This window comes from Rhodothermales bacterium, from assembly GCA_040221055.1.
In the GTDB taxonomy this organism is placed as follows: Bacteria; Bacteroidota; Rhodothermia; order Rhodothermales; family UBA10348; genus 1-14-0-65-60-17.
Genome location: JAVJVN010000011.1, coordinates 127975 through 149037, shown reverse-complemented (window position 1 = coordinate 149037; position 21063 = coordinate 127975). Strand labels below are relative to the sequence as shown.

General features: G+C 61.1%; 17 protein-coding genes and 1 tRNA gene. 13 read left to right on the top strand and 5 right to left on the bottom strand.

Features of this window, described 5'->3' with window-relative positions:
• The first annotated feature begins 29 nt into the window (after nt 1-29).
• From RIE53_05325 to RIE53_05300, 6 genes are read left to right on the top strand one after another with little or no spacing between them, the layout of a single operon-like run.
• Nucleotides 30-1100, top strand: coding sequence for a class I fructose-bisphosphate aldolase (locus RIE53_05325; protein MEQ9104098.1), 1071 nt, complete (start codon nt 30-32; stop codon nt 1098-1100).
• On the top strand, nt 1078-2898 hold the full coding sequence (locus tag RIE53_05320; protein MEQ9104097.1) for an AAA family ATPase: 1821 nt from the start codon (nt 1078-1080) through the stop codon (nt 2896-2898). The genes RIE53_05325 and RIE53_05320 overlap by 23 nt, the downstream gene beginning before the upstream one ends.
• Nucleotides 2899-2913: 15 nt before the next feature.
• Nucleotides 2914-3192: a EutN/CcmL family microcompartment protein gene (locus RIE53_05315; GenBank protein MEQ9104096.1), complete on the top strand. Its 279-nt coding sequence runs from the start codon at nt 2914-2916 to the stop codon at nt 3190-3192.
• Nucleotides 3193-3242: 50 nt separating this feature from the next.
• Nucleotides 3243-4598 (top strand): amidohydrolase family protein, encoded by a 1356-nt coding sequence (locus tag RIE53_05310; GenBank protein MEQ9104095.1) that lies wholly within the window; start codon nt 3243-3245, stop codon nt 4596-4598.
• 11 nt (nt 4599-4609) lie between these two features.
• The gene (locus RIE53_05305; protein ID MEQ9104094.1) at nt 4610-5992 is read left to right on the top strand and encodes an amidohydrolase family protein; all 1383 of its coding nucleotides are present in this window, start codon (nt 4610-4612) and stop codon (nt 5990-5992) included.
• Nucleotides 5989-7323, top strand: a complete 1335-nt coding sequence (locus tag RIE53_05300; GenBank protein ID MEQ9104093.1) for an amidohydrolase family protein — start codon at nt 5989-5991, stop codon at nt 7321-7323. Before RIE53_05305 ends, RIE53_05300 begins: the two co-directional genes overlap by 4 nt.
• 11 nt (nt 7324-7334) lie before the next feature.
• Here RIE53_05300 and mazG read toward each other — a convergent pair whose 3' ends face one another.
• Entirely contained in the window at nt 7335-8144 is an 810-nt protein-coding gene (gene mazG / locus RIE53_05295) for a nucleoside triphosphate pyrophosphohydrolase (protein ID MEQ9104092.1), read from the bottom strand.
• A gap of 265 nt (nt 8145-8409) precedes the next feature.
• Between mazG and RIE53_05290 the strand changes: the two genes are divergently transcribed.
• The 6 genes from RIE53_05290 (at nt 8410) to RIE53_05265 (ending at nt 15285) form a co-directional block, all read left to right on the top strand.
• Nucleotides 8410-8916, top strand: coding sequence for a single-stranded DNA-binding protein (locus RIE53_05290; protein ID MEQ9104091.1), 507 nt, complete (start codon nt 8410-8412; stop codon nt 8914-8916).
• Nucleotides 8917-9044: 128 nt separating this feature from the next.
• Nucleotides 9045-10412, top strand: a complete 1368-nt coding sequence (locus tag RIE53_05285) for a sodium-dependent transporter (protein MEQ9104090.1) — start codon at nt 9045-9047, stop codon at nt 10410-10412.
• 77 nt (nt 10413-10489) lie between these two features.
• Nucleotides 10490-11791, top strand: coding sequence for a hemolysin family protein (locus tag RIE53_05280; GenBank protein ID MEQ9104089.1), 1302 nt, complete (start codon nt 10490-10492; stop codon nt 11789-11791).
• A gap of 7 nt (nt 11792-11798) precedes the next feature.
• On the top strand, nt 11799-13301 hold the full coding sequence (gene purF / locus RIE53_05275; GenBank protein ID MEQ9104088.1) for an amidophosphoribosyltransferase: 1503 nt from the start codon (nt 11799-11801) through the stop codon (nt 13299-13301).
• A 349-nt stretch (nt 13302-13650) separates the two neighbouring features.
• Nucleotides 13651-14847, top strand: a complete 1197-nt coding sequence (locus tag RIE53_05270; protein ID MEQ9104087.1) for a glycosyltransferase — start codon at nt 13651-13653, stop codon at nt 14845-14847.
• 60 nt (nt 14848-14907) lie between these two features.
• A complete protein-coding gene (locus RIE53_05265; protein ID MEQ9104086.1) occupies nt 14908-15285 on the top strand; it encodes a co-chaperone GroES family protein in 378 nt (125 codons plus the stop codon).
• Here RIE53_05265 and holB read toward each other — a convergent pair.
• The gene (gene holB, locus RIE53_05260) at nt 15275-16432 is read right to left on the bottom strand and encodes a DNA polymerase III subunit delta' (protein MEQ9104085.1); all 1158 of its coding nucleotides are present in this window, start codon (nt 16430-16432) and stop codon (nt 15275-15277) included. The genes RIE53_05265 and holB overlap by 11 nt on opposite strands.
• 131 nt (nt 16433-16563) lie before the next feature.
• On the opposite strand from holB, the gene RIE53_05255 reads away from it, so the two are divergent.
• Nucleotides 16564-16637 (top strand) — tRNA-Met (locus RIE53_05255).
• A gap of 81 nt (nt 16638-16718) precedes the next feature.
• On the opposite strand, the gene mamK is transcribed toward RIE53_05255, so the two are convergent.
• From mamK to RIE53_05240, 3 genes are read right to left on the bottom strand one after another with little or no spacing between them, the layout of a single operon-like run.
• Nucleotides 16719-17750, bottom strand: a complete 1032-nt coding sequence (gene mamK / locus RIE53_05250; GenBank protein MEQ9104084.1) for a MamK family actin-like protein — start codon at nt 17748-17750, stop codon at nt 16719-16721.
• A 13-nt stretch (nt 17751-17763) separates the two neighbouring features.
• A complete protein-coding gene (locus tag RIE53_05245) occupies nt 17764-18807 on the bottom strand; it encodes an N-acetylmuramoyl-L-alanine amidase (protein MEQ9104083.1) in 1044 nt (347 codons plus the stop codon).
• 31 nt (nt 18808-18838) lie between these two features.
• Nucleotides 18839-20956, bottom strand: coding sequence for an elongation factor G (locus RIE53_05240; protein ID MEQ9104082.1), 2118 nt, complete (start codon nt 20954-20956; stop codon nt 18839-18841).
• Nucleotides 20957-21063 lie beyond the last annotated feature (107 nt).

The window sequence follows — 21063 nt, the reverse complement described above, 5'->3', positions numbered from 1 at the left end:
CAGGCTTCCATCAATTCTGAATTCCCGTCATGACCACTACCGACATTGCCGACATCCTGGGCGCCGAGGCGTCGTACCTGCTGGACCACAAGAGCACGACCATCGCCAAGGAGCACCTCCATCTGCCCGGGCCCGACTTCGTCGAGCGCGTATGGATGGGCTCGGACCGCAATCCCCAGGTGCTCCGCTCCATGCAGCAACTCTTCGGAACCGGTCGGCTGGGCGGCACGGGGTACATCTCCATCCTTCCCGTGGATCAGGGGATCGAGCATTCCGCGGGCGCATCGTTTGCCAAGAACCCCATTTACTTCGATCCCGAGAATATCGTGAAGCTGGCCATCGAGGGAGGGTGCAACGGCGTCGCATCCACCTATGGCGCACTGGGCAGCATTGCGCGCAAGTACGCGCATCGCATCCCCTTCATCATGAAGTTCAACCACAATGAACTGGTCACCTATCCGAATACGTACGACCAGATCCTGTTCGCCCGGATAGAAGAAGCCTGGAACATGGGATGCGTCGGCGTGGGTGCCACCATCTATTTCGGTTCGGAAGAGTCCAACCGGCAGTTGGAGGAAGTCACCGAGGCGTTCGCCATTGCCCACGAACTGGGCATGATGACCATCCTTTGGTGCTACATGCGCAACAGCGAATTCACGGTGGACGGTGTGAACCACGAGACCAGTGCCGACCTGACCGGCCAGGCGAACCATCTCGGGGCCACCATCGAAGCCGATATCCTCAAGCAGAAGCAGCCCGAGCAGAACGGCGGATACCGCGCCTTGAACAGCGGCAACTCCAGCTACGGCAAATTGGATGAGCGCATTTACAGCGAGCTCTCGAGCGACCACCCCATCGACCTCACGCGCTACCAGGTGGCGAACGGGTACATGGGGCGGGCAGGACTCATCAACTCCGGCGGTGCCAGCGGATCGAACGATCTGCAACAAGCGGTCAAAACGGCCGTCATCAACAAGCGCGCCGGTGGTATGGGTCTGATTTCAGGACGCAAGGCCTTCCAGCGCCCCATGAAGGAAGGAGTCGACATCCTGAACGCCATCCAAGACATCTATCTGAATGACGAAATCACCATCGCCTGACACCCCGGACGAAACCCCACCGGCCGAGCTCGAAGTCGAGTCGCCCTCGTTGCCCTCCCTCCTGGAGCAGTACACGGCCCATTACCCGGCCTGGGCCCAGGAATTCGCGCGGAAGTATTTCACGAAGACGCTCACGCAGTTCATCCTGTACGGAGCGGTCCGCGACCTCGTGCCCTCGCAGGACGAGGACGGCAACACGACGTATGTCTCGCTGACGGACTTCCTCATCCAGGACCTGTTCGCCTCGCGGGACATCGTCCTCTTCTACGACCGGTCCAGCGGCATCCACTTCGCTGACAAGGCCAGCCAGAAGGATTTCAACCAGGCCCTGTCCGGATACGACACGATTTTCGGGACGGATTTCGCCCAGAAGCTGCCCAAGGATCCCGTCCGCGTGCTATCGGTGCTGCAGAACTATTTCCGGACCCGTCTCGCCGACGGAAAACGGATTGCCTGCGTCATCGATTATGCGGAGACCGTGGTTCCGATGGCCGAGGCCGCCACGTATTCCGCGGAAGACCGCAACGCCCTCGTTTTCCTGCAGAAATGGTCGCACGATCCGCTCTTCATGAGCAGCGACTTCACGGTCACGCTCGTCGCCCAGAACCTGTCTGAGCTCAACCAGCAACTGGTGCAGAGCCCATATACGGCTGAAATCCGGATTCCCATTCCGGGTGAAACGGAACGGAGGCAGTTCGTGGACTGGTACCTGAAGGGCCGCGAGGAACTGTACGCGCAGTTTTCGGCCGTCGACGCGCGCGGATTGGCCGCCAATACGGCCGGCCTCGGGTTCATCCAGCTCCGGACCATTCTGGCCGATGTCCTGGAGAACCGCACGAAGCTCACCTTCGATGTCCTCTCGGACATGAAGAAGGAGTTCATTGAGGCGGAAGCCTACGGCATGCTGGAGTTCGTGGAGACCGACCTCACGCTCGACCACGTCGCCGGTCACAACGAAGCCAAGACCCACCTGCGGCAGGCCGCCAAGGCCATCAAGGCCGGCCGGCCCGACGTCATGCCCATGGGTTACCTGGTGAGTGGACCGGTCGGAACCGGGAAAACCTTCACCATCCTGTGCTTCTCGGGCGAAATCGGGATCCCGATGGTGAAGCTGAAGAACTTCCGGAGCCAGTGGCAGGGGCAGACCGAATCGAACCTGGAAAAAATCCTGACGTTGCTCGAGGCCATGACCCCCGTCGCCGTCATGATCGACGAAGCAGATGCCGCCCTGGGCAACCGGGACGCCGAGGGCGATTCCGGCGTCTCGAAACGCGTCTTCGGACAGATTGCCCAGTTCATGAGCGATCCGTCGCACCGCGGCAAGATCATTTTCTTCCTGCTCACCGCGCGGCCGGACTACATGCCGGTCGACCTCAAGCGGCAGGGTCGCGCCGAAGAACACATTGCCCTCTTCTACCCTTCCACGCGGGCGGAACGCGAGGAATTGCTGACCGTCATGATGAAGCGGACGGGTGTCTCCCTGCCCATGTCCGACATCCCGGACGCCCTGCTGAACGGTGAACGGACGTTTTCCGGGGCCGATATGGAAGCGCTTCTTACGCGGGCAAAATTCCGCGCGGCCGCCGATGGCCGCACCAAAGGCAATGTCACCACGCGCATACTGAAGGAAGTGGTGGACGACTTCATGCCACCCACCTATCCGCTCGAGGTGGAACTTCAGACGCTCGTGGCGGTCATGGAGTGCACCAGCAAAGCTCTCCTCCCGGAAATCTACCGGACCATGGATCGTGAGTCCATCGTGCGCCGGGTGGACGAATTGCAACACCTCGTAAAGTAACCGGAGCTCCCCCAGATGCAGCTGTGCCGCGTCACCGGAACCATCGTATCGACCCGCAAGCACGAGGCCTTCCGCCTGGGAACGCTTCTCATTGTCCATCCCATCGATACCCTCGGGGACCTGGACGGCGAACTGGACATGCTGGCCATTGACCCCGGCTACGGTGCAGGCGTGGACGATGTGGTCCTGGTAGCCAAGGAGGGGTCGGTCGTCCGCCAACTCATGAAGGGCGGCGATATCCCGGCCAACGTGATCATCCTGGGCATCATTGACGGATGGTCGGCCGAAGCCTGATTCAACAAACACCAAGAGCGATGACCCCCATATTCCGAGCGACCGCCGCCATGACCAGGGCCTTGGTCACGGTTGCAGTCCTGTTGCTTTCCGCATGGCCCGCCCTGGCGCAATCGAACAGCCCGGACATCCCGGAAATCACCGGCACGTATGCCATCCAGAACGTCCGGATTGTCCAGGCCCCGGGTCGCGTCATCGAGCGCGGCACCGTGGTCGTCAAGGACGGTGTCATCACCGCCGTCGGCGCCCGCGTGGAAGCCCCCTGGGACGCCCGGATCGTGGACGGAGACTCATTGACGGTCGTCGCCGGCTTTATTGATGCCCTCTCCCACGTCGGCATACCGGAGCCGCCCCGCGAAAACAATCTGCCTGCGGTCGAGGACCGCGGCAACCCGCCGAATGACCGTGCGGGAATCCAGCCTGAACGGGACGTCCGTGATTTCCTGGACCCGTCCCACAAATCGATGGATGCGCATCGCATGCTCGGTTTCACCGCCGCGAACGTCGTCCCGCATGGCGGCATGCTGCCCGGAACCGCTGCCGTGGTGTTGCTCGACGCCCAGGGGATGCGTTATGGAAGCCCGATGGCCCTGTTCATGGAATTCGAGGGCGCCCGTGGCGTGTATCCGGGAACCCCCATGGCCATCATGGCCAAGATGCGTCAACTGTACCGGGAATCGGACCGTCGGATGCGTGTCGGCGACCTGTATGCCCAGGACCCCACGGGACTGTCCCGCCCACCCCAGGACCCGGTCCACGATGCGTTCTTTCCGGTTGTTGCCGGTGAGCGCCCCCTCCTCATCCACACCGACGACGCGCTGGAAATCCACCGTGCCCTGGATCTCCAGGAGGCCCTGGGATTCCGGCTGATGCTGTCCGGTCTGTCGCAGGGCTTCGATGTCCTCGACAAGTTGACGGCGTCGCGTGCGCCCCTGGCCGTCACCCTGGACCTGCCGGACAAGCCGGACTGGATGGAAAAGGTGACGGATGATTCGCTGGCCTACATCCTGGAGAATTACGATCCCGACACGCGGACGGCCACGTACCGGGATACGGAAGCGGAGCGGCGCAACCTGGAAGCCCGTCAATTGCAGTCCCGGCAGGACTACCTGGGCATGCCGGCCCTGTTCGCCGAGCACGGCTTGCCCTTTGCCTTTGCGTCCTACGGCGTCGAAGCAAAGGACGTCATGGCCAATCTCCGCGCCTATCTGGACGCGGGGTTGTCCGTGGACGACGCGTTGGCGGCCCTGACTGTCAACGCCGCTGCATATGTCGGCATGGAGTCCGTCATGGGAACCGTGGATGTCGGCAAGATGGCCAACCTCGTCCTGGTCAAGGGCGATCTCTTTTCGAAAGACATGAAGGTACAGACTGTTTTCGTCGACGGTCGGCCGTACACCAATTGATGTCAAACGCCATGATTATGCAGAATCCCATGAACGATTGGACCCGGGCCTTTTTACAGGTTGCGTTCCTGGCGGCCCTCCTGGCAGGTACGCCAGCCATGGCCCAGGACGTGCTCCTTCGGGGCGGCACCGTCCTTACCGTCACGAACGGAACGCTCGAGAACGCGGACGTACTCATTGAGAGCGGCAAGATCACCGGCGTCGGCTCCGGCCTCCGGGCGCCCCGCGGCGTCGAGGTCGTGGACGCCTCCGGCAAGTTCATCATGCCGGGCATCATTGACGCCCACGCCCACATTGCCCTCTCCAGCATCAACGAAGGATCGTCCCCCGTCACGGCGGAGGTCCGGATGGAGGACGTCACGAATCCGTATCATCTGGGCATCTACCGGGCATTGGCGGGCGGCGTGACCACGTCGCACATCATGCACGGATCGGCCAACGTGATCGGTGGACAGAACGAGACCATCAAGCACCGCTGGGGCTTCAGCGATCCGGATGCCATCCGCTTCGATGGCGCACCACGCACCATCAAGTTCGCACTCGGCGAGAACCCCACGCGGGTCCACGGCCGGCGGGGCAGCGGCGGAACGGGTGCCATCGTGCCCGCTACCCGCATGGGGGTCGAGCAGGTGTTGCGTGACGCCTTTGAAGAAGGCAAACGCTACATGGAAGCGTGGGATGCCTTCAACGCGAGTACCGATCCGCGGGCCATTCCGCCCGTGTACAACGAACGCTCCGGGATCATGGCAGACATCCTGCGCGGGGATATCCTGGTCCATTGCCATTCCTACCGGGCCGACGAAATCCTCATGCTGCTGCGTGTGCTCGAAGACTACGGTGTGGAACGGATTACCTTCCAGCACGCCAATGAGGCCTTCAAGGTCGCTCCCGAGCTGGCAGCCTACGGTGCCATGGCCTCGGTTTTCGCAGACTGGTGGTCCTACAAATTCGAGGTCTACTACTCGACGGCCTGGAATGCCGCCATCCTGACCCGCAACGGCGTCCGGACGTCCATCAACTCCGACTCCGGTGAGCTCAACCGCCACCTGTACCACGAGGCCGCCAAGACGCAGCGGTACGGCGATCTCACGGACGATGAGGCCCTGGCCCTGATCACCATCAACCCCGCCATCCAGTTGGGCATCCAGGACCGCGTCGGCTCGATTGAAGTCGGCAAGGACGGCGACGTGGCCGTGTTCAGTGCACATCCGCTCAGCATCTACGCGATCGCCGAGCAGACGTACGTGGACGGGGTCCGCTATTTCGACCGGACGAACGATCCGGACGACATGCGGCTTGAAATCTCCCCATCTGCCCGTTTGGACACGTTCATGGAGCAGGAAGGCCACGTCCATGAAGAGGAAGTCGCACACATCCAGGACGTCGAAAAATGAATATCCTCACACTGACCCTCCTCGCCCTCGTGATGTTCGTCCAACAGGATGCGCGGCCACAGCAGGGCACTTACGCCATCACGAACGCCCGCATTGAGACGGTGGCCAACGGGACCATCGAACGCGGTACGGTCGTCATCCAGGGTGACCGCATTACGGCAGTCGGAGAAAACGTATCCATCCCGGAAGGGGCCACGGTCATCGACGCCAGTGGTATGCATGTGTACCCGGGCATGATCGATTCCGGTACGCAACTCGGTCTGGTGGAAGTCGGCTCGGTCGACGAAACCAATGACACCAACGAAGTGGGTGACATAACCCCACACATGGATGCGCTCACGGCTGTCAACCCGAACTCGGTGGCCATACCCGTTACGCGCACCAACGGGGTGACCACGGTCATTACCGAACCCTCCGGTGGACTTTTCCCCGGAACGGCCGCTGCCATCAACCTGGTCGGCTATACGCCTGAACAGATGGACGCGGGTGGCGCCCGGCTCATGGTGCTCGAGTTCCCGCGCAAGCGGTCGCGGTTCTTCGGATTCGGCGGTGGCGGTGGCGGCGATCAGGATCCTGAAAAGGCATGGAAGGATGCCATGGCCAAACTGAACGAGATCTGGGATCGCGCCGAGGATTACGATCGCATTTCCAGCGCGTGGGAGGCGGAGCCTGCGGGCAAGGACCGTCCTGTATATTCGCCTGAAATGGCCGCCCTCCGGCCCGTGGTCCAGGGAGACATCCCGCTCATGATCAAGGCCGATGCCGAAGCCGACATCAGCGCGGCGCTGGATTGGATCGCCGAGCGCGAACTCCCGAATGTCATCCTGTCCGGCGTGGCCGAGGGCTGGCGCGTGGCGGAGCGGATAGCCGAAGCCGGCATCCCGGCGTTCGTCGGTCCGGTATTGGCGACGCCGTCACGGGGTTCGGATCGCTACGACCGGGCATATGCCAATGCCGCTTTGCTCCACGACGCCGGTGTAATGGTGGCGCTCCGGTCCGGTGAAGTGGAAAACGTCCGCAACTTGCCCTTCAATGCAGGCTTTGCCGCCGCATACGGCATGGGTCGCGAGGCAGCGCTGGAGGCCGTGACCTTGGCCCCGGCCACCATGCTGGGCATTGCCGATGACTACGGCTCGATCGAAGTCGGCAAGAAGGCGAACCTGTTCGTTTCGACCGGCGATCCCTTCGAGCTCCAGTCCGAGATCGTGGGACTCTTCATTGACGGATTCAATGTGCCCATCGACAGCCGTCACATCCAGCTCTACGAGGAATTCCTGAACCGGGACCAGGGCCGCCGCCTGCCGGTGGACGTCGCGCCGGCGGACAACTGACCGTCCCCGGCCTATTCCTCGCCCTTGATGGCGTCCCAGTGGGCGTCCATCTCTTCCAGCGAGGCGTCCACCACGGAAATGCCCTGGGCGTCCAGACGGCGTTCCACCTCACGGAATCGACGGATGAACTTGTCGTTCGTGCGTGAAAGGGCGTTTTCCGGATTCAATCCGGCCTGACGGGCGTGGTTCACGATGGCGAACAGCAGATCGCCCAGTTCTTCCTCCTTCCGCTCGAAGGTATCGTTGGACTCGACCACCTCCCGGAACTCGGCGAGTTCTTCCGTGACCTTGTCCCAGGCATCGTCGCGCTTCGGAAAATCGAAGCCCACGCCGGCCGCCTTTTCCTGCATCCTGAAGGCCCGGAGGAGCGTCGGAAGATGCCGAGGAACCCCGTCCAGGGCGGATTTCTTCTCACCCTCCCGGATCTTGATGGATTCCCAGTTGGTGAGGACGTCGTCCACGCTGCCCACCGTGGTATCCCCGAATACGTGGGGATGGCGGCGCACCAGTTTTTCCGTTTCCGATTCAATAACCTCCTTCACCGTGAACGCGCCAGTCTCGGCAGCGATCACGGCATGGAATACCACGTGCAGCAACAGGTCGCCGAGTTCCTTCCGGAGACCGGTCCAGTCCTGGTCATCAATGGCCTCCACCGTCTCATAGGCCTCTTCAATGAGGAGATGCTTGATGCTCTCGTGCGTCTGCTCCCGGTCCCATGGACAGTCGCGCCGCAATTGGCGCACAATGGCCACGAAATCGTTCCAGGCCTCCAGCCCGTCGGCCGATTCTTGAAAAGTTTTTTCGTAGATCTTGTCGGCCATGCGTAGGTTCGTAAGCCTGTTAGTTCGGTGTCGGAAGTTACGTCTGGCGTCTCTTTGGCTCTATGAATACAAAGCAAAGGGATTTCAGCCCGTCGGGCACCCTTTACATCTCCTGGCGGATTCAGGACAGGTCGGACCGCGCCATCTGGTTTTCCAAACCGGGTTTGTGGTCCGATGGACACATATCGCCACTGTCCTCACGGGCGGTGGTTCGAATCGCCAGGGGTAACCAATGAAGAAACACACAGTTCAGGAGGTGTAATAAATGGCACGTGGAGTAAACAAAGTCATCCTGGTCGGCAATCTGGGGCAGGACCCGGAGTTGCGCTACACAGGAACCGGTACGGCGGTCTGCAACCTGCGACTCGCCACGAACGAGTCCTACAAGGATGCATCGGGCGAGTGGATTGAGCGCACCGAATGGCACAGCATTGTGGCCTGGGGTCGACTCGGCGAAATCTGCAATGAATACCTGCACAAGGGATCCCAGGTGTATTTCGAAGGATCCCTGCAGACCCGATCGTATGACGACCGGGACGGAAACACCAAGTACGTGACCGAGATCAAGGCACGGGAAATGATGATCCTGAGTGGTCGTGGCGATGGCGACGGCGGTTCAGGCGGCGGATCGTCGCCCGCACGCGCCTCCCGTCCCGCATCCGCATCCAGCGCGTCCCCGGGAACCTCCGCCAAGCCAAAGGGCACATCCACGGCCGCCGATTCCGGTGCGGACGACTACACGTTCGAACCGGACGACGACCTGCCTTTCTGAGATCGTGGTGACAACCCCCTGCGGGGCGGGGCCTTTCGGCCCCGCCCCGCTTGCATTTTTTCGATCCATGGGGGTTATTGCATCCGCCTTCACCCCTTCCTCACACACCAACCAACAGGCACACGTACATGGCTTCCCCATCGCGCGGACAGTGGAGCGGCAAACTCGGATTCATCCTGGCTGCGGCCGGTTCTGCCATCGGTCTCGGCAACATCTGGCGTTTCCCGTACACGGCCGGTGAAAACGGTGGTGGTGCCTTCGTGCTCATCTACCTCGTTTTCGTCTTCGCCATCGGCGTTCCCGTCGTACTGGCTGAACTGTCCATCGGTCGCAAGACGGAAAGGAATCCGGTCGGTGCATTCAAGGCACTTGTCCCCGGTTCGCTCTGGCCGTGGCTCGGGGGTTTGGGCATCCTGACGGGTTTCGCCATCCTGTCGTTCTATTCCGTACTGGCGGGCTGGACGCTGTCGTACCTCTGGGGCGCCGTCAGTGGAGCCATCGGTGGAGTGACCACGGCCGAAGAAAGCGGAGCCGTGTTCAATGCCCTGATCGGCAACCCCGGTCTCATGATCGGGCTGACATTCACCTTCCTCGTGCTGACAGCCATTGTGGTCCGGGGCGGCATTTCGGGCGGCATCGAGAAGGCCACCAAGATCCTCATGCCCATCCTCCTTCTCATGCTCATCGTCATGGCTGTGCGCTCCATGACATTGCCGGGCGGGGACGAAGGATTGGCCTACCTGTTCACTTTCGATTTTTCGAAGGTCACCGTGCCCGTGGTCGTGGCTGCACTCGGTCAGGCCCTTTTCAGCCTCTCCCTGGGCATGGGGGCCATGATCACCTATGGCTCCTACTTCCCTGAAAAGGAGAACCTGCCTCAAGCCGGTATCATTGTCGCCATTTTTGACACGTCCATCGCGCTTCTGGCCGGCCTCATCATTTTCCCGGCCCTGTTCTCGGCAGGTGTTGACCCGAATGGCGGCCCCGGTCTTGTATTCGTGGTGCTTCCCACGGTATTCAGCCAGTTGCCCGCCGGTCAACTCTTCGCCATCGGATTCTATGCCCTGTTGGCAATTGCTGCGCTCACGTCCACGATTTCGCTTCTCGAAGTCGTGGTCTCCTACTTCGTTGACGAAAAAGGTTGGTCGAGGAACAAGGCCGCTCTCCTGTTGACGGCCGGATGCTTCGCGTTCGCAATCCCGAGCGCCCTTTCCCAGGGTGCATCCGACTTCTTCACCACAACCGGCGGTCTGGGAATCTCCTTCCTGGATCTGCAGAACATCATATGGGGCAACTACTCATTGTCCATCGGCGCGCTGCTCATCTGTGTGTTCGCAGGTTGGAAGTGGGGAATCCCCGCGACCCTTGCGTCGTTGGAGTCGAGCGGCCACCGTCTGCCGATGTCGAATATTTTCGGCATCCTCATCAAATTCGTCTGCCCGCTGGCTGTAGCGGTCATCCTGCTCTACGTCATCATCACACAGCAGTACTTCTAGGCTAGCTCCCCGTCTTGGACCCCGATCACCCTCCGTCTCCTGCATTTTTCCCGTTCCTGTTCGTACTGCAACAGGACATGATGTCTGCGGAAACACTCCTGGCAGGAGCACTGGTAATGGTGCTCCTGCTGGTGCTTTCGGCCCTCTTCTCCGGCTCGGAAGTCGCGCTGTTCACTTTGGACAGTACCCAACGGGAAGCCTTGGCCAACAGTGATGACCCGGCCGCAAAACGGGTCGGAAAGCTGCTCGAGACGCCGCGGTCCATCCTGATCACCATCCTGGTGTTGAATACGTTCGTGAATGTGGGTGCGGCCATATTGGCGGCCATCCTCACCCACAGTGTGGCCGTTGCGAACGACTGGAGTCCCGTCCTCACGGTCATCCTGGAGGTCCTCGTGCTCACGTTCGTGTTGTTGGTCGTATCGGAAATCACACCCAAGCTCATCGCGAACCGTCGACCCGTACAGTTTGCCAAGCGGATGTCTGGCGTGCTTCTCGTTCTGCACCGGTTGCTCTACCCGCTGTCCACCCTCCTGTCCAGAACCACCCAGAGCCTGCAGAAACAATTCCGACACACGTCAGCGCGCGTATCGGCCCAGGATCTCAAAACCATGGCGGAAATCGGAGAAGCCCACGGCCACATTGAACTCGAGGAGCGGGAACTCATCCACTCCATCGTCGAGTTCGGTGACACCAGTGTCCGGGAAATCATGGTCAGCCGGCTGGATATCGTGGCCCTGCACGCCGGTGCGACGCTGGAGGAAGCCATCAAGCTCATCCGCCAGAACGGACGTTCCCGACTGCCGCTGTACGTGGAGCATCTGGACAACATCATGGGTATGGTCTACGCCAAGGATGTACTTCGCCACATCACGGAAAAGCCGGATTCCGACCATGTGGACTGGACCCGAATGGCCCGGCCGGCCATTTTCGTACCCATGTACAAGAAGCTGGACGACCTGCTCAGCGACTTCCAGGCGCGCAAGACCCATATTGCCATCGTGGTGGACGAATATGGCGGTACCGCCGGATTGGTGACGCTGGAAGACGTGTTGGAAGAGATCGTGGGCGATATCCGGGATGAACACGACGAGTCGGAGCCGGCCATGTACGAGCAGCTCACCGACCGCGAATTCCTGTTCGATGCGCGCATTGACCTGGACGAACTCAACGACGTCACCGATCTGGACATCGATACGGAAGAGTATGATTTCGAGACGCTGGGCGGACTGATTTTTCATCTGGCGGGGGAAATCCCCGATGCCGGGGATGCGTTCGACCATGACGGAATGCGACTGGTGGTGGAGGAAGTGGACAACAACCGCGTCGTCTCCGTACGGGTCACCCTCCCTGAAACCGAGCCCCCGCCGGGGCATTGAAGCGACCATGCGCCAACACAAAGAGTCCTGTGGCATCGTCGGCATGTTCCATGCCGAAAACGCTGCCCACAAAATCTACCTCGGTCTCCACGCACTCCAACACCGCGGCCAGGAATCAGCCGGCATAGTGACGAGTGTTTTCGACGAGGCGCGGGGCAAGAAAATCATGCCGTCCCACAAGGGACCCGGACTGGTCCTCGATGTATTCAAGGATCAGAGCGTCTTTGAAACGCTGCTGCTGGGTTCGTCCGGCATAGGCCACAACCGGTACTCCACCTCGGGCGCGGCCGACAACATGGCCAATATCCAACCCTTCAAGGTGCATTACCGCGACGGGAATCTGGCCTTGGCCCACAACGGCAATATTTCCAACGCCCGGGAAATCCGGAACAGCTTCATTGAGCGCGGCACGCTGTTTTCCAGCACGTCGGACAGTGAACTGGTCATGCACCTCATTGCCCAGAGTACCCGGCGCAAACAGGTCGACAAGATCATCGATGCCGTATCCCAGTTGGAGGGTGCGTTTTCGCTGGTCATCCTGACCGATACGTCGCTGATCGCCGTTCGCGACCCGAACGGATTCCGGCCCCTGGCGCTCGGATTGATGGAACAACCCGATTCCTCCCTCGGAACCGGCTGGTGCATTGCCTCCGAAACCTGCGCCTTCGATCTCATCGGAGCCACCTATGTGCGGGACGTGGAGCCCGGCGAGGTTCTGGTCATTGACGATGAAGGATGCCGAACCGGATCGTTCCAGTCCTTCCAGTTGGCTCGCAATCATGGCGTCAGCCAGTGCGTCTTCGAGTACGTCTACTTCTCGCGCCCCGATTCCAAGATCTTCGGGGAAATGGTGGACAAAGTGCGCCGCAAGATGGGCAAGGAACTGGCGCACGATGCTCCGCTGCCTGATGTCCCTGAGGACGAAGCCCGCCCCATCGTCATTTCGGTACCGGACTCGTCCAATACCGCGACGCTCGGATACGTCAGCGAGTGCAAGAACCTCGGTCAGCGCGCGAAATACGAAATCGGTCTCATCCGGAACCACTATGTGGGTCGGACCTTCATCGCACCGGGTCAGAAGGCCCGGGAGCAGCGGGTCCGGAGCAAGTTCAATACCGTGGAAGGGGTCATCAAGGACCGTGTTGTGGTTATGGTGGACGACTCCATCGTGCGGGGCACAACGGCCCGGCAGTTGGTCCGGATGGTGCGCGCCGCGGGAGCACGGGAAGTCCATTTCCGCGTGGCGTCCCCGCCCGTCGTAGCACCGTGTTACTACGGCATGGATTTTCCCACGAAGGAGGAATTGCTCGCCAACCGGTTCGAGGGCGATCTGGATGCCATGGCCGAGTGGTTGGAAGTCGATTCGCTGGCGTTCCTGTCCGTGGAAGGCATGATGCGCGCCGTTGCTGCGAGCAATGAAAGGGAGCACGGCTACTGCAATGCGTGTTTCTCGAAGAACTACCCTGTTCCGGTCGAATCGAAGGCGCTGAAGGACGAAAACGAGTGGTGATGCACCCGTTTTGGTGAAGTTTTTGTGAATTGAGTATATGTGTGCGCAAATTTTGGGCTCAGCGTTTCCAACCGGGAGCACGCGTTGTACCTTCCCGCTCGATGTCCGTAACTACCGAACACTACAGCCACGCCCACATGCGTAACCCTGTCGATCGTGCAATCAGAACGATGACTCTTGGAGCGGGCGTCGTAGGTCTGATTGTTCTCACGGTCTTTCAACTCCTGTAGCCCCCGGGCTGCATCCGCTCCGAAACGGATTTCGAGAAGCCTGCTCAGCCGATCGTAGTCCACCCGAAACGAGCACAGTCGCCCAGCGACTGTGCTTTTTTCTTGTCGTAACTTCAGGCATGCGCATCCTTGTCATCGTCAACGTGTTCCGACCCGACCTGGGTGGAGGTGTCCTGTTTTCCGATCTTTGCGATGGCCTGGCTGAACGCGGCCATGAGGTCACGGTCAAGTGCGCCTACTCGTACTACCCCGAATGGACGGACAAGTCGGGACGCAACGGGTGGTCCATCGAGGACGCTACGGAAGGCCGGCTGCGCGTGGAGCGCCATGGTATCTTCATTCCCCGGAATCCGAACAGCCTCCCCCAGCGATTGGTGTACGAGGCGTCTTTCTTCCTCTCGCTGGCTCGCCGCTTGCCGGAGCATGGTGCATTCGATCTGGTCCTCGTTTTCTGTCCGCTGGTGGGCGCCGTGGCCTACGGCGTCCTGGCCGCCCGTCGTTCACGTGCTCCGCTATGGCTGAACGTGCAGGACCTGTCGGCGCAGGCGGCAGCCGCCGGAGGGCTCGCCGGTGCTGCATCCGGCGTACTGACGTGGATCCAGAATGCCCTTTTCCGGCGTGCACCAGTCTGGAGTACGATTTCAGAGCCCATGGTGCGTGCGCTTTCCGGAATCCCGGGTGCACCGGCGGATGTCCACCTCCTCCCCAACTGGCTGCACGGCTCGCTCGCGGAGCACGTTCGGTTGTTGGCCCACAAACGCACGGCGTGCCACAATCCGGTACGCCTTTTGTACTCCGGAAACACGGGTTCCAAACAGGACCTGCTGTCGTTCTGTGCCTACCTCCATGCGGTGGACTGGCCCTTCGAATTCCGCATCCACACGGACGGAGCCCGTGCCGGAGAACTCCGGGATCACATTGCCTCATGGGCCGACCCGCGTTTCATCCTGGCCCCCTTGACGGACGAAGCCCAACTGGCACAGTGGCTTGCGTGGTGCGACCTTTACGTCATCACGGAGCGGGCCGGGGCTGGGAGTTCGTTCATACCGTCGAAGCTCATACCGGCCCTGTCCTCCGGTGCTCCCATCCTGGCAGTGTGCGACCGCGGGGGCCCGCTCGGAGACGAAATCACCCGCCACGGTACCGGACTCCTCCGTACGTGGACGGAACTGGAACAACACGGCCTCTCCCCGGCCGACTTCACCGAGCTTTCCACGTGGAGCACGAACGCACTGACGCGCAGTGCATTCTACAGCCGGGAGGAGGGCATTGACCGAATGGATGCCTTCGCGCGCAGGACGACTGGTCTGACCTGACGCTCCTTCAAATCAATCCGATGCCCCACATCAACCCGACGCCCATCAATGGCCAACAGGATGCGTGAACTGATCATGGTCGGAGACCGTGTCCTGGTGTCTCCGGACCAGGGCGAACGCAAGACCTCGTCCGGACTCGTCCTGCCCGCATCGGTCGCCGAGAAAGAGCGCGTCCAGGGTGGAACGGTGATCAGCGTCGGACCGGGCTACGTCACGCCGAATCCGGAATTCTCAGAGGGTGAGCCGTGGTCGCGAGGCGGCGAGGCCGTACGCTACCTGCCGCTGCAGGCCCAGAAAGGCGACACCGCGTGGTTCCTCCGCAAGGAAGCCATCGAAATCGAGTTTGAAGGCGATGCCTTCCTGATTGTCCCCCACGGTGCCATCCTCGCCCTCGTGCGCCCGTCGGCCGACGACATCCTCGGCTCGCTCAAGCCGTAAGCGACAGCGGCACCAACGCCTCCCGGTCGCCCCGCATGGCCTTTCCGAGGGACATGGACAGGACCGACAACAAGAGACGTGCATTCGTGTTGCGCTCCACGAGCATCATGGACCGCTCCACGCTCTCGATCATGGTTTCAAGGCGGGCATCCGGCAGGCCTTCCAGGAACTTCCGGAGCACGTCCCGTCGATCCACATTCACGATGGGGGCGTCCGGTCCGGCGGCAGAGAGCAGCAACAGGTCGCGGAGCATGCCGAGCAGCACCTGCAACACGAATTTGAGGGGTTCACGGCCCATATTCGCCATGGCATCCACCTTCTGCAAAAGGACATGCCCGTTTCCGACATACGATTGCCGCAGGAAATCCAGCACCTCTTCCCGGCTGCCCCGCAGATCGTCTGACTGGGCCATGGAGCGGGCCAGGCTGTAGGATCCATCGGCCATGCGCGCGAGGACACCGGCCAGATCTGCATCGGCCAGTCCTTCCGTCACCAAACCGGCGGCAATGTCATCGGCATGGAGTCGATCGAAACGGACCTGCTGGCATCGGCTCATGATGGTCGGAAGCATGTGGTCGAGCCGACTCGTCAGGAGCATGAACACGGTTTGCGGTCCGGGTTCTTCCAGCATCTTCAGGAAGGCATTCGCCGCCTCGGTGCGCATGAGATCGGCATCCAACAGGATGGCAATCCGGTACACGCCCTCGGCCGGGCGATAGCCCATCGGACGCCGGATGTCCTCCTGGACCCGATCCACCAGATAGGCCACCTGTTTGTTCGTCCCACCTCCCGATCCGTCGAGCGACGGCCGCCGCTGGAAATCCACGATTTCGTACGGAGACTCCGCCAGAAGCGCCACGCGAGCATTCAAATCGTCCATTGTGGCGTCGTTCGTGTGCGGCATGAGCACGTGGACGTCCGGGTGGATGAGCCGTGCGACCTTGTCACAGGCCAGGCACTCCCCACACGCTTGCCCGTCCTGACGCTGCGTGCACTGGAGCATCTGAGCAAACGCTATGGCCGCCGCCCGCTTTCCCGATCCGTCCGGACCGTGGAACAACCAGGCGTGGGCCACCCGCTCGCTGTCCACCGCGCGCTTCAGCGCGTCGCGCACACGCGCCTGATTGATGAGTCGATTCCAGAACATGGCGGTGTGACGAGTGCGGGCAGACTTGGATCCCGACAAGGCCACGCCATGTGAAGAAGCGTTCAGGAAGAACCCGCAATGGGATCGGGCGTTGACCTCTGCTGGCCGGAGCCGTAATTTCGGGCCCGAACGGCGAGGTAGCTCAGCTGGTTAGAGCGTCGGATTCATAACCCGGAGGTCGAGAGTTCAAGTCTCTCTCTCGCCACACGAAAAAAGGCCCCTTCCACTCCGTGCGGAAGGGGCCTTTTTCATTCGGTAATCACCCGGCGAACCGGGCCGTCCGGAATCACATATCCTCCCAGTACTCGTCCGGCATGTCCTGAGCGAGTGCGAGGGCGCCTTCCGCGCCCGAATAGAGCGGATCGTCCACAATGTTCACCGCGAACGAGCCGTAATCCTTGAGCGCATCGGTCAGCGCGAGGTCGAGGCCACGGATCTGGCTGCCACCGCCGGCCAGGAAGATGTTCTGCTTGACTTCGTCCTGGAAGTCCGGCTCGTATCGGGAAATCAAATCCATGACGGCTTCCGCCATGGCCGGGACCAGGCTTTCGCACACGCGCTGCATCTCATTCGTGATGTCGAGCGACGTGGAGACCCCGTCCACCGGGACCTTCAGCTTGACGCGGTTCTTGCCGCTGCCCACGAAGCCACCGGATTCCTTGGCGGCGCGGACGAGTGTTTCAGAGAAGCGGGCCGTGGGATGCCGCTCCTTCAGCAGCTCCATGAGATTGCGGTCAATCCAGTCGCCAGCCATGGTGAGCGTACGCTGGTCCTCCTCACCCGGCATGGTGCCATGCATGATGCAGAAGTCCATGGTACCGGCGCCGATATCTATGATCAGCGCGTTGTTCAGGACGCCGAGCCCGTACGCCACGGCAAACGGCTCGGAGACGACCATCAGGCGGTCGGCATATTCCTTTACCGCATCCCGGATGGCCATCTTGTTCACGCGGAGCGCTTCGGCGGGGACGCCGACGGCGGCAAAAATCTCGGTCGACGAACCGGGGTTCACTTTCTGGATGAGATGATGGACCAACTCGCGAACCGCTTCCTCGTCGCGGACGGTGCCATCCCGGATGACGCCCTGCTCCAACGGCCGCGACAGATTCAGTGACAACCGGTGCTCGACAGCTTCCTCACCGAACAGGATGGACTTGCCGAGCATTTTGCGCGCCACGAAGTCCTTGGGCCAACCGACGTAGCTCTGTTCCCAGTCGCGTTTGCCATTGCTGGCCACGATGGCGCTACGGGAGGTCCCCAGGTCAATGCCAATGTACAGCGTATCCTTTTTTGCAGTAGTCGTCTTTTTCGCAGCCATGATGTGTTTTTGTCTACTCTGACGGGGTATCGGACGTCAGGGTTTGCAGGTAATTGACTATGCCCTCCTCCAGGAAGAGGGCCAACAGCTCCCGGTACTCCGCCGTAGCCAGGCGGGATTCCTCGGCGTCATTACTAAGTACGCCAATTTCCGCAAGAATGCCAGGGGCTTCCGTTCCTACAAGCACTACGAAAGGACCTGATTTGATCCCCCAATTCTGAACGGCTCCAATCCGCTCCCGGGTATTCCGGATGATGCTGCGCTGCACGGCCAGCGCCAGGGTGCGCGATTCTTCCCCTTTCACACGCTCTCCCACGTTTGACATCAGTCGGTTGAACTCCGCCACCGAATAATCCGAATTCTGGTTCTCCCGCTCTGCCAGACGCAATACTGTATTGTCGGAGTGGGACCCGAAGTAATAGGTCTCAATGGCATTCACCGAGTCCGACGGAAACCAGTTCACGTGCAACGAAATGAACAGGTCGGCGCCCACCTCATTCGAAAACTCCACCCGCTGGCGGAGCGAAAGCGTGGAATCCGCCGTCCGCGTCAGCAACACGTCATAGTGTCCCGACTGCTCCAACCGGCGCTCCAGACGTCGGGCCACGTCGAGCACGATCTCCTTCTCGAGCAGTCCCGACGCACCGGCGGTTCCCCCGTCCCGCCCTCCATGCCCGGGGTCAAGGACAATGGTCCGCACCCCCAGATCGAACAGGGCGGCCATCGGGACTCCTGCACCGTCCAGGCTGCCCACGGGCGGCCCGACGGGCGCAACCGACTCCAGGTCCACCAATCCCGAATCGCGTTGGACCGGCATTTCCAGGCGCGCATCCGAACGACCGCCGCCCACCGTCGCGCCATCCGCCAACCGCCGTCGCTCCGAGGAATCATCGGCCGTCAGACTGATGATGGCCACGACCAGCACGACGACCAGAATGCCGAATCCGCCCACACCCACGGCGACGCGACGACCGTATGGGGCCCTCCCGCCCAGACGATCTTCGTTTATGCGTTTGTTCTCTTCGTAGACACGACGAAGAATTTCCTTGCGGGACATGGCGGACGTGGAGCAGTGTCCGGCTCCAAACTCAATCGTCCTCGATTTGTGCCTCAGCCGCCACGGATTCCTGGACGTGACGCGGCATGGCCTCATACGAATCGAACTTCGATCGATGCAGGCCGCGCCCCTGGGTCATGGACCTCAGCGATGTGGAATAGCGGTACAATTCCGCCTCGGGCACCTTGGCCACGACCTTCTGGAACGGCCCTTCGGTCTCGATTCCCTGGATGCGGGCGCGCCGCGTGTTCATGTCGCCCATGACGTCACCCGTATAGGAATCCGGTATGAGGACCTCCACGTCGTGGATGGGCTCCATCAGTACCGGATTGGCCTGGCGGAACGCATCGCGGAAGCAGGCGCGAGCCGCAGTCTTGAACGCGGCATCATTCGAATCCACCGCATGCATTCCCCCATCGTACACCACCACGCGGACATCCCCGACCGGATAACCGGCCACGGGCCCGCGCTGACAGGCCTCCATGATCCCCTTCTGGATGGCTCCGAAGAAGCGGCGCATGTCGATCACACCGCCCACAATGCCGTCCACGAAATGCACCTTGGACCCCCAAGAGGTTTCTTCGGTGTGCTCGCCGCGCATTTTGATGTCATCCGGTGGGACAAAATCACCGTTCAGCGGCTCGACCAGGATGGCAATGTCGGCGAACTGTCCTGCACCACCCGTCTGTTTCTTGTGGCGGTACTTGGCGCGCGCCTGGTTCTGGACGGTTTCCCGGTAGGCCACCTTCGGTTTCGTGTATTCCACGTCCACGCCGAACCGGTTCTTCAGCCGGAATTTGGCGATATCGAGGTGCACGTCCCCTTGTCCCAGGATAACGAGCTGGCCCAGCAGCTGATCGTGGACAATGTGCAACGACGGGTCTTCCTCGTGCAGCTGATGCAGTCCCGCAGCCAGTTTGTCTTCCTCTCCTTCCTTTGCGGGTACGACGGCGGCCGAGAACCGCGGGGCCGGGAACTCAATCTTTTCCATGACCGCCTTGCTGCCCTTGGCATGGAGGGTATTGTTCGTATGGGTGTTCTTCAATTTGACGAGCGCACCCAGGTCGCCCGCGTACATCCGTTCCACACTGTCGCGCTCGTGACCGTTGATGGAATAGAGTTGTCCCAGGCGTTCCGTGACGCCCGTATCGGCGTTGACCAGATCCATGCCCGTCTGCAGCGTGCCTGAATACACGCGGAAGAACGAGAAGTCACCGACGTGCGACTCCGACATGGTCCGGTAAATGAGGGCCACCGGTTCGGCGCTGGAGTCCGGCGCAATCGTGCCGCCATCGGCCAGGCGGGCCGGCGGCATCTGGTTCGGCGTCGGACACACGTTGCCCACGAATTCCATGAGCCGGGCCGTTCCGATGTTGGCCGTGGCACTGGTCAGGAAGATGGGAAACAACTGATGCCGGATCATGGCTTCCCGAAGTCCGGCCCGCATCTGGTCCTCCGAGAGTTCGCCCTGCTCGAAATACAGCTCCATCAGGCTCTCGTCGTTCTCGGCGATGTTCTCCACGAGTTCGTTGTGCAGTTGGTCCGCCTCTTCCGAGAATTCCGCATCGATGGGGCCCACGGTCATCTTGCCGTGATCATCGAACGAAACCTGCTTCATGAGGAGCACGTCGATCACGGCGCGTTTCCCGGCACCCACCGGCAGTTGGACGACCGTCGCGCCCCGCCCGAACCGATCCTTGATCTGGGACACCACATCCCGGAAATCCGTATCGGGCCGGTCGAGTTGGTTGATGACGAACATGGACGGCGTACCCTGGTCGACGGCCGCCTGCCACGCCAACTCAGTACCCACCTGCACCCCTTCTGCCGCGTTGATGACGAAAAGCGCAGAATCCACCACGTGCAAGGACGCAGACACCTCTCCCATGAAGTCCGGGTAGCCCGGCGTGTCGATCACATTGATCTTCTTGCCCAGGTACTCCACGTGCATGAGCGATGCAAACACGGACATGCCGCGCTCCTTTTCACTCGAGTGGTAGTCGGAAACCGTCGTTCCGTCTTCAATGGTACCCATGCGTTTCAACGCCCCGGCGGCGTAGAGCATGGATTCGGCAAGCATGGTTTTACCGCTGCCCTGGTGTCCTACCAGGGCAACATTCCGGATATGGTCGGCATCGTAAACTTTCATGGTGTCCTGACGGTCTTGTATTCGGAATTCCAAAATACGCGCACCCGATTATTTGTCAACCCGAACCGGTTGCCCTGTCAGGTGTAAGGGAATCCCCTATCCGGACG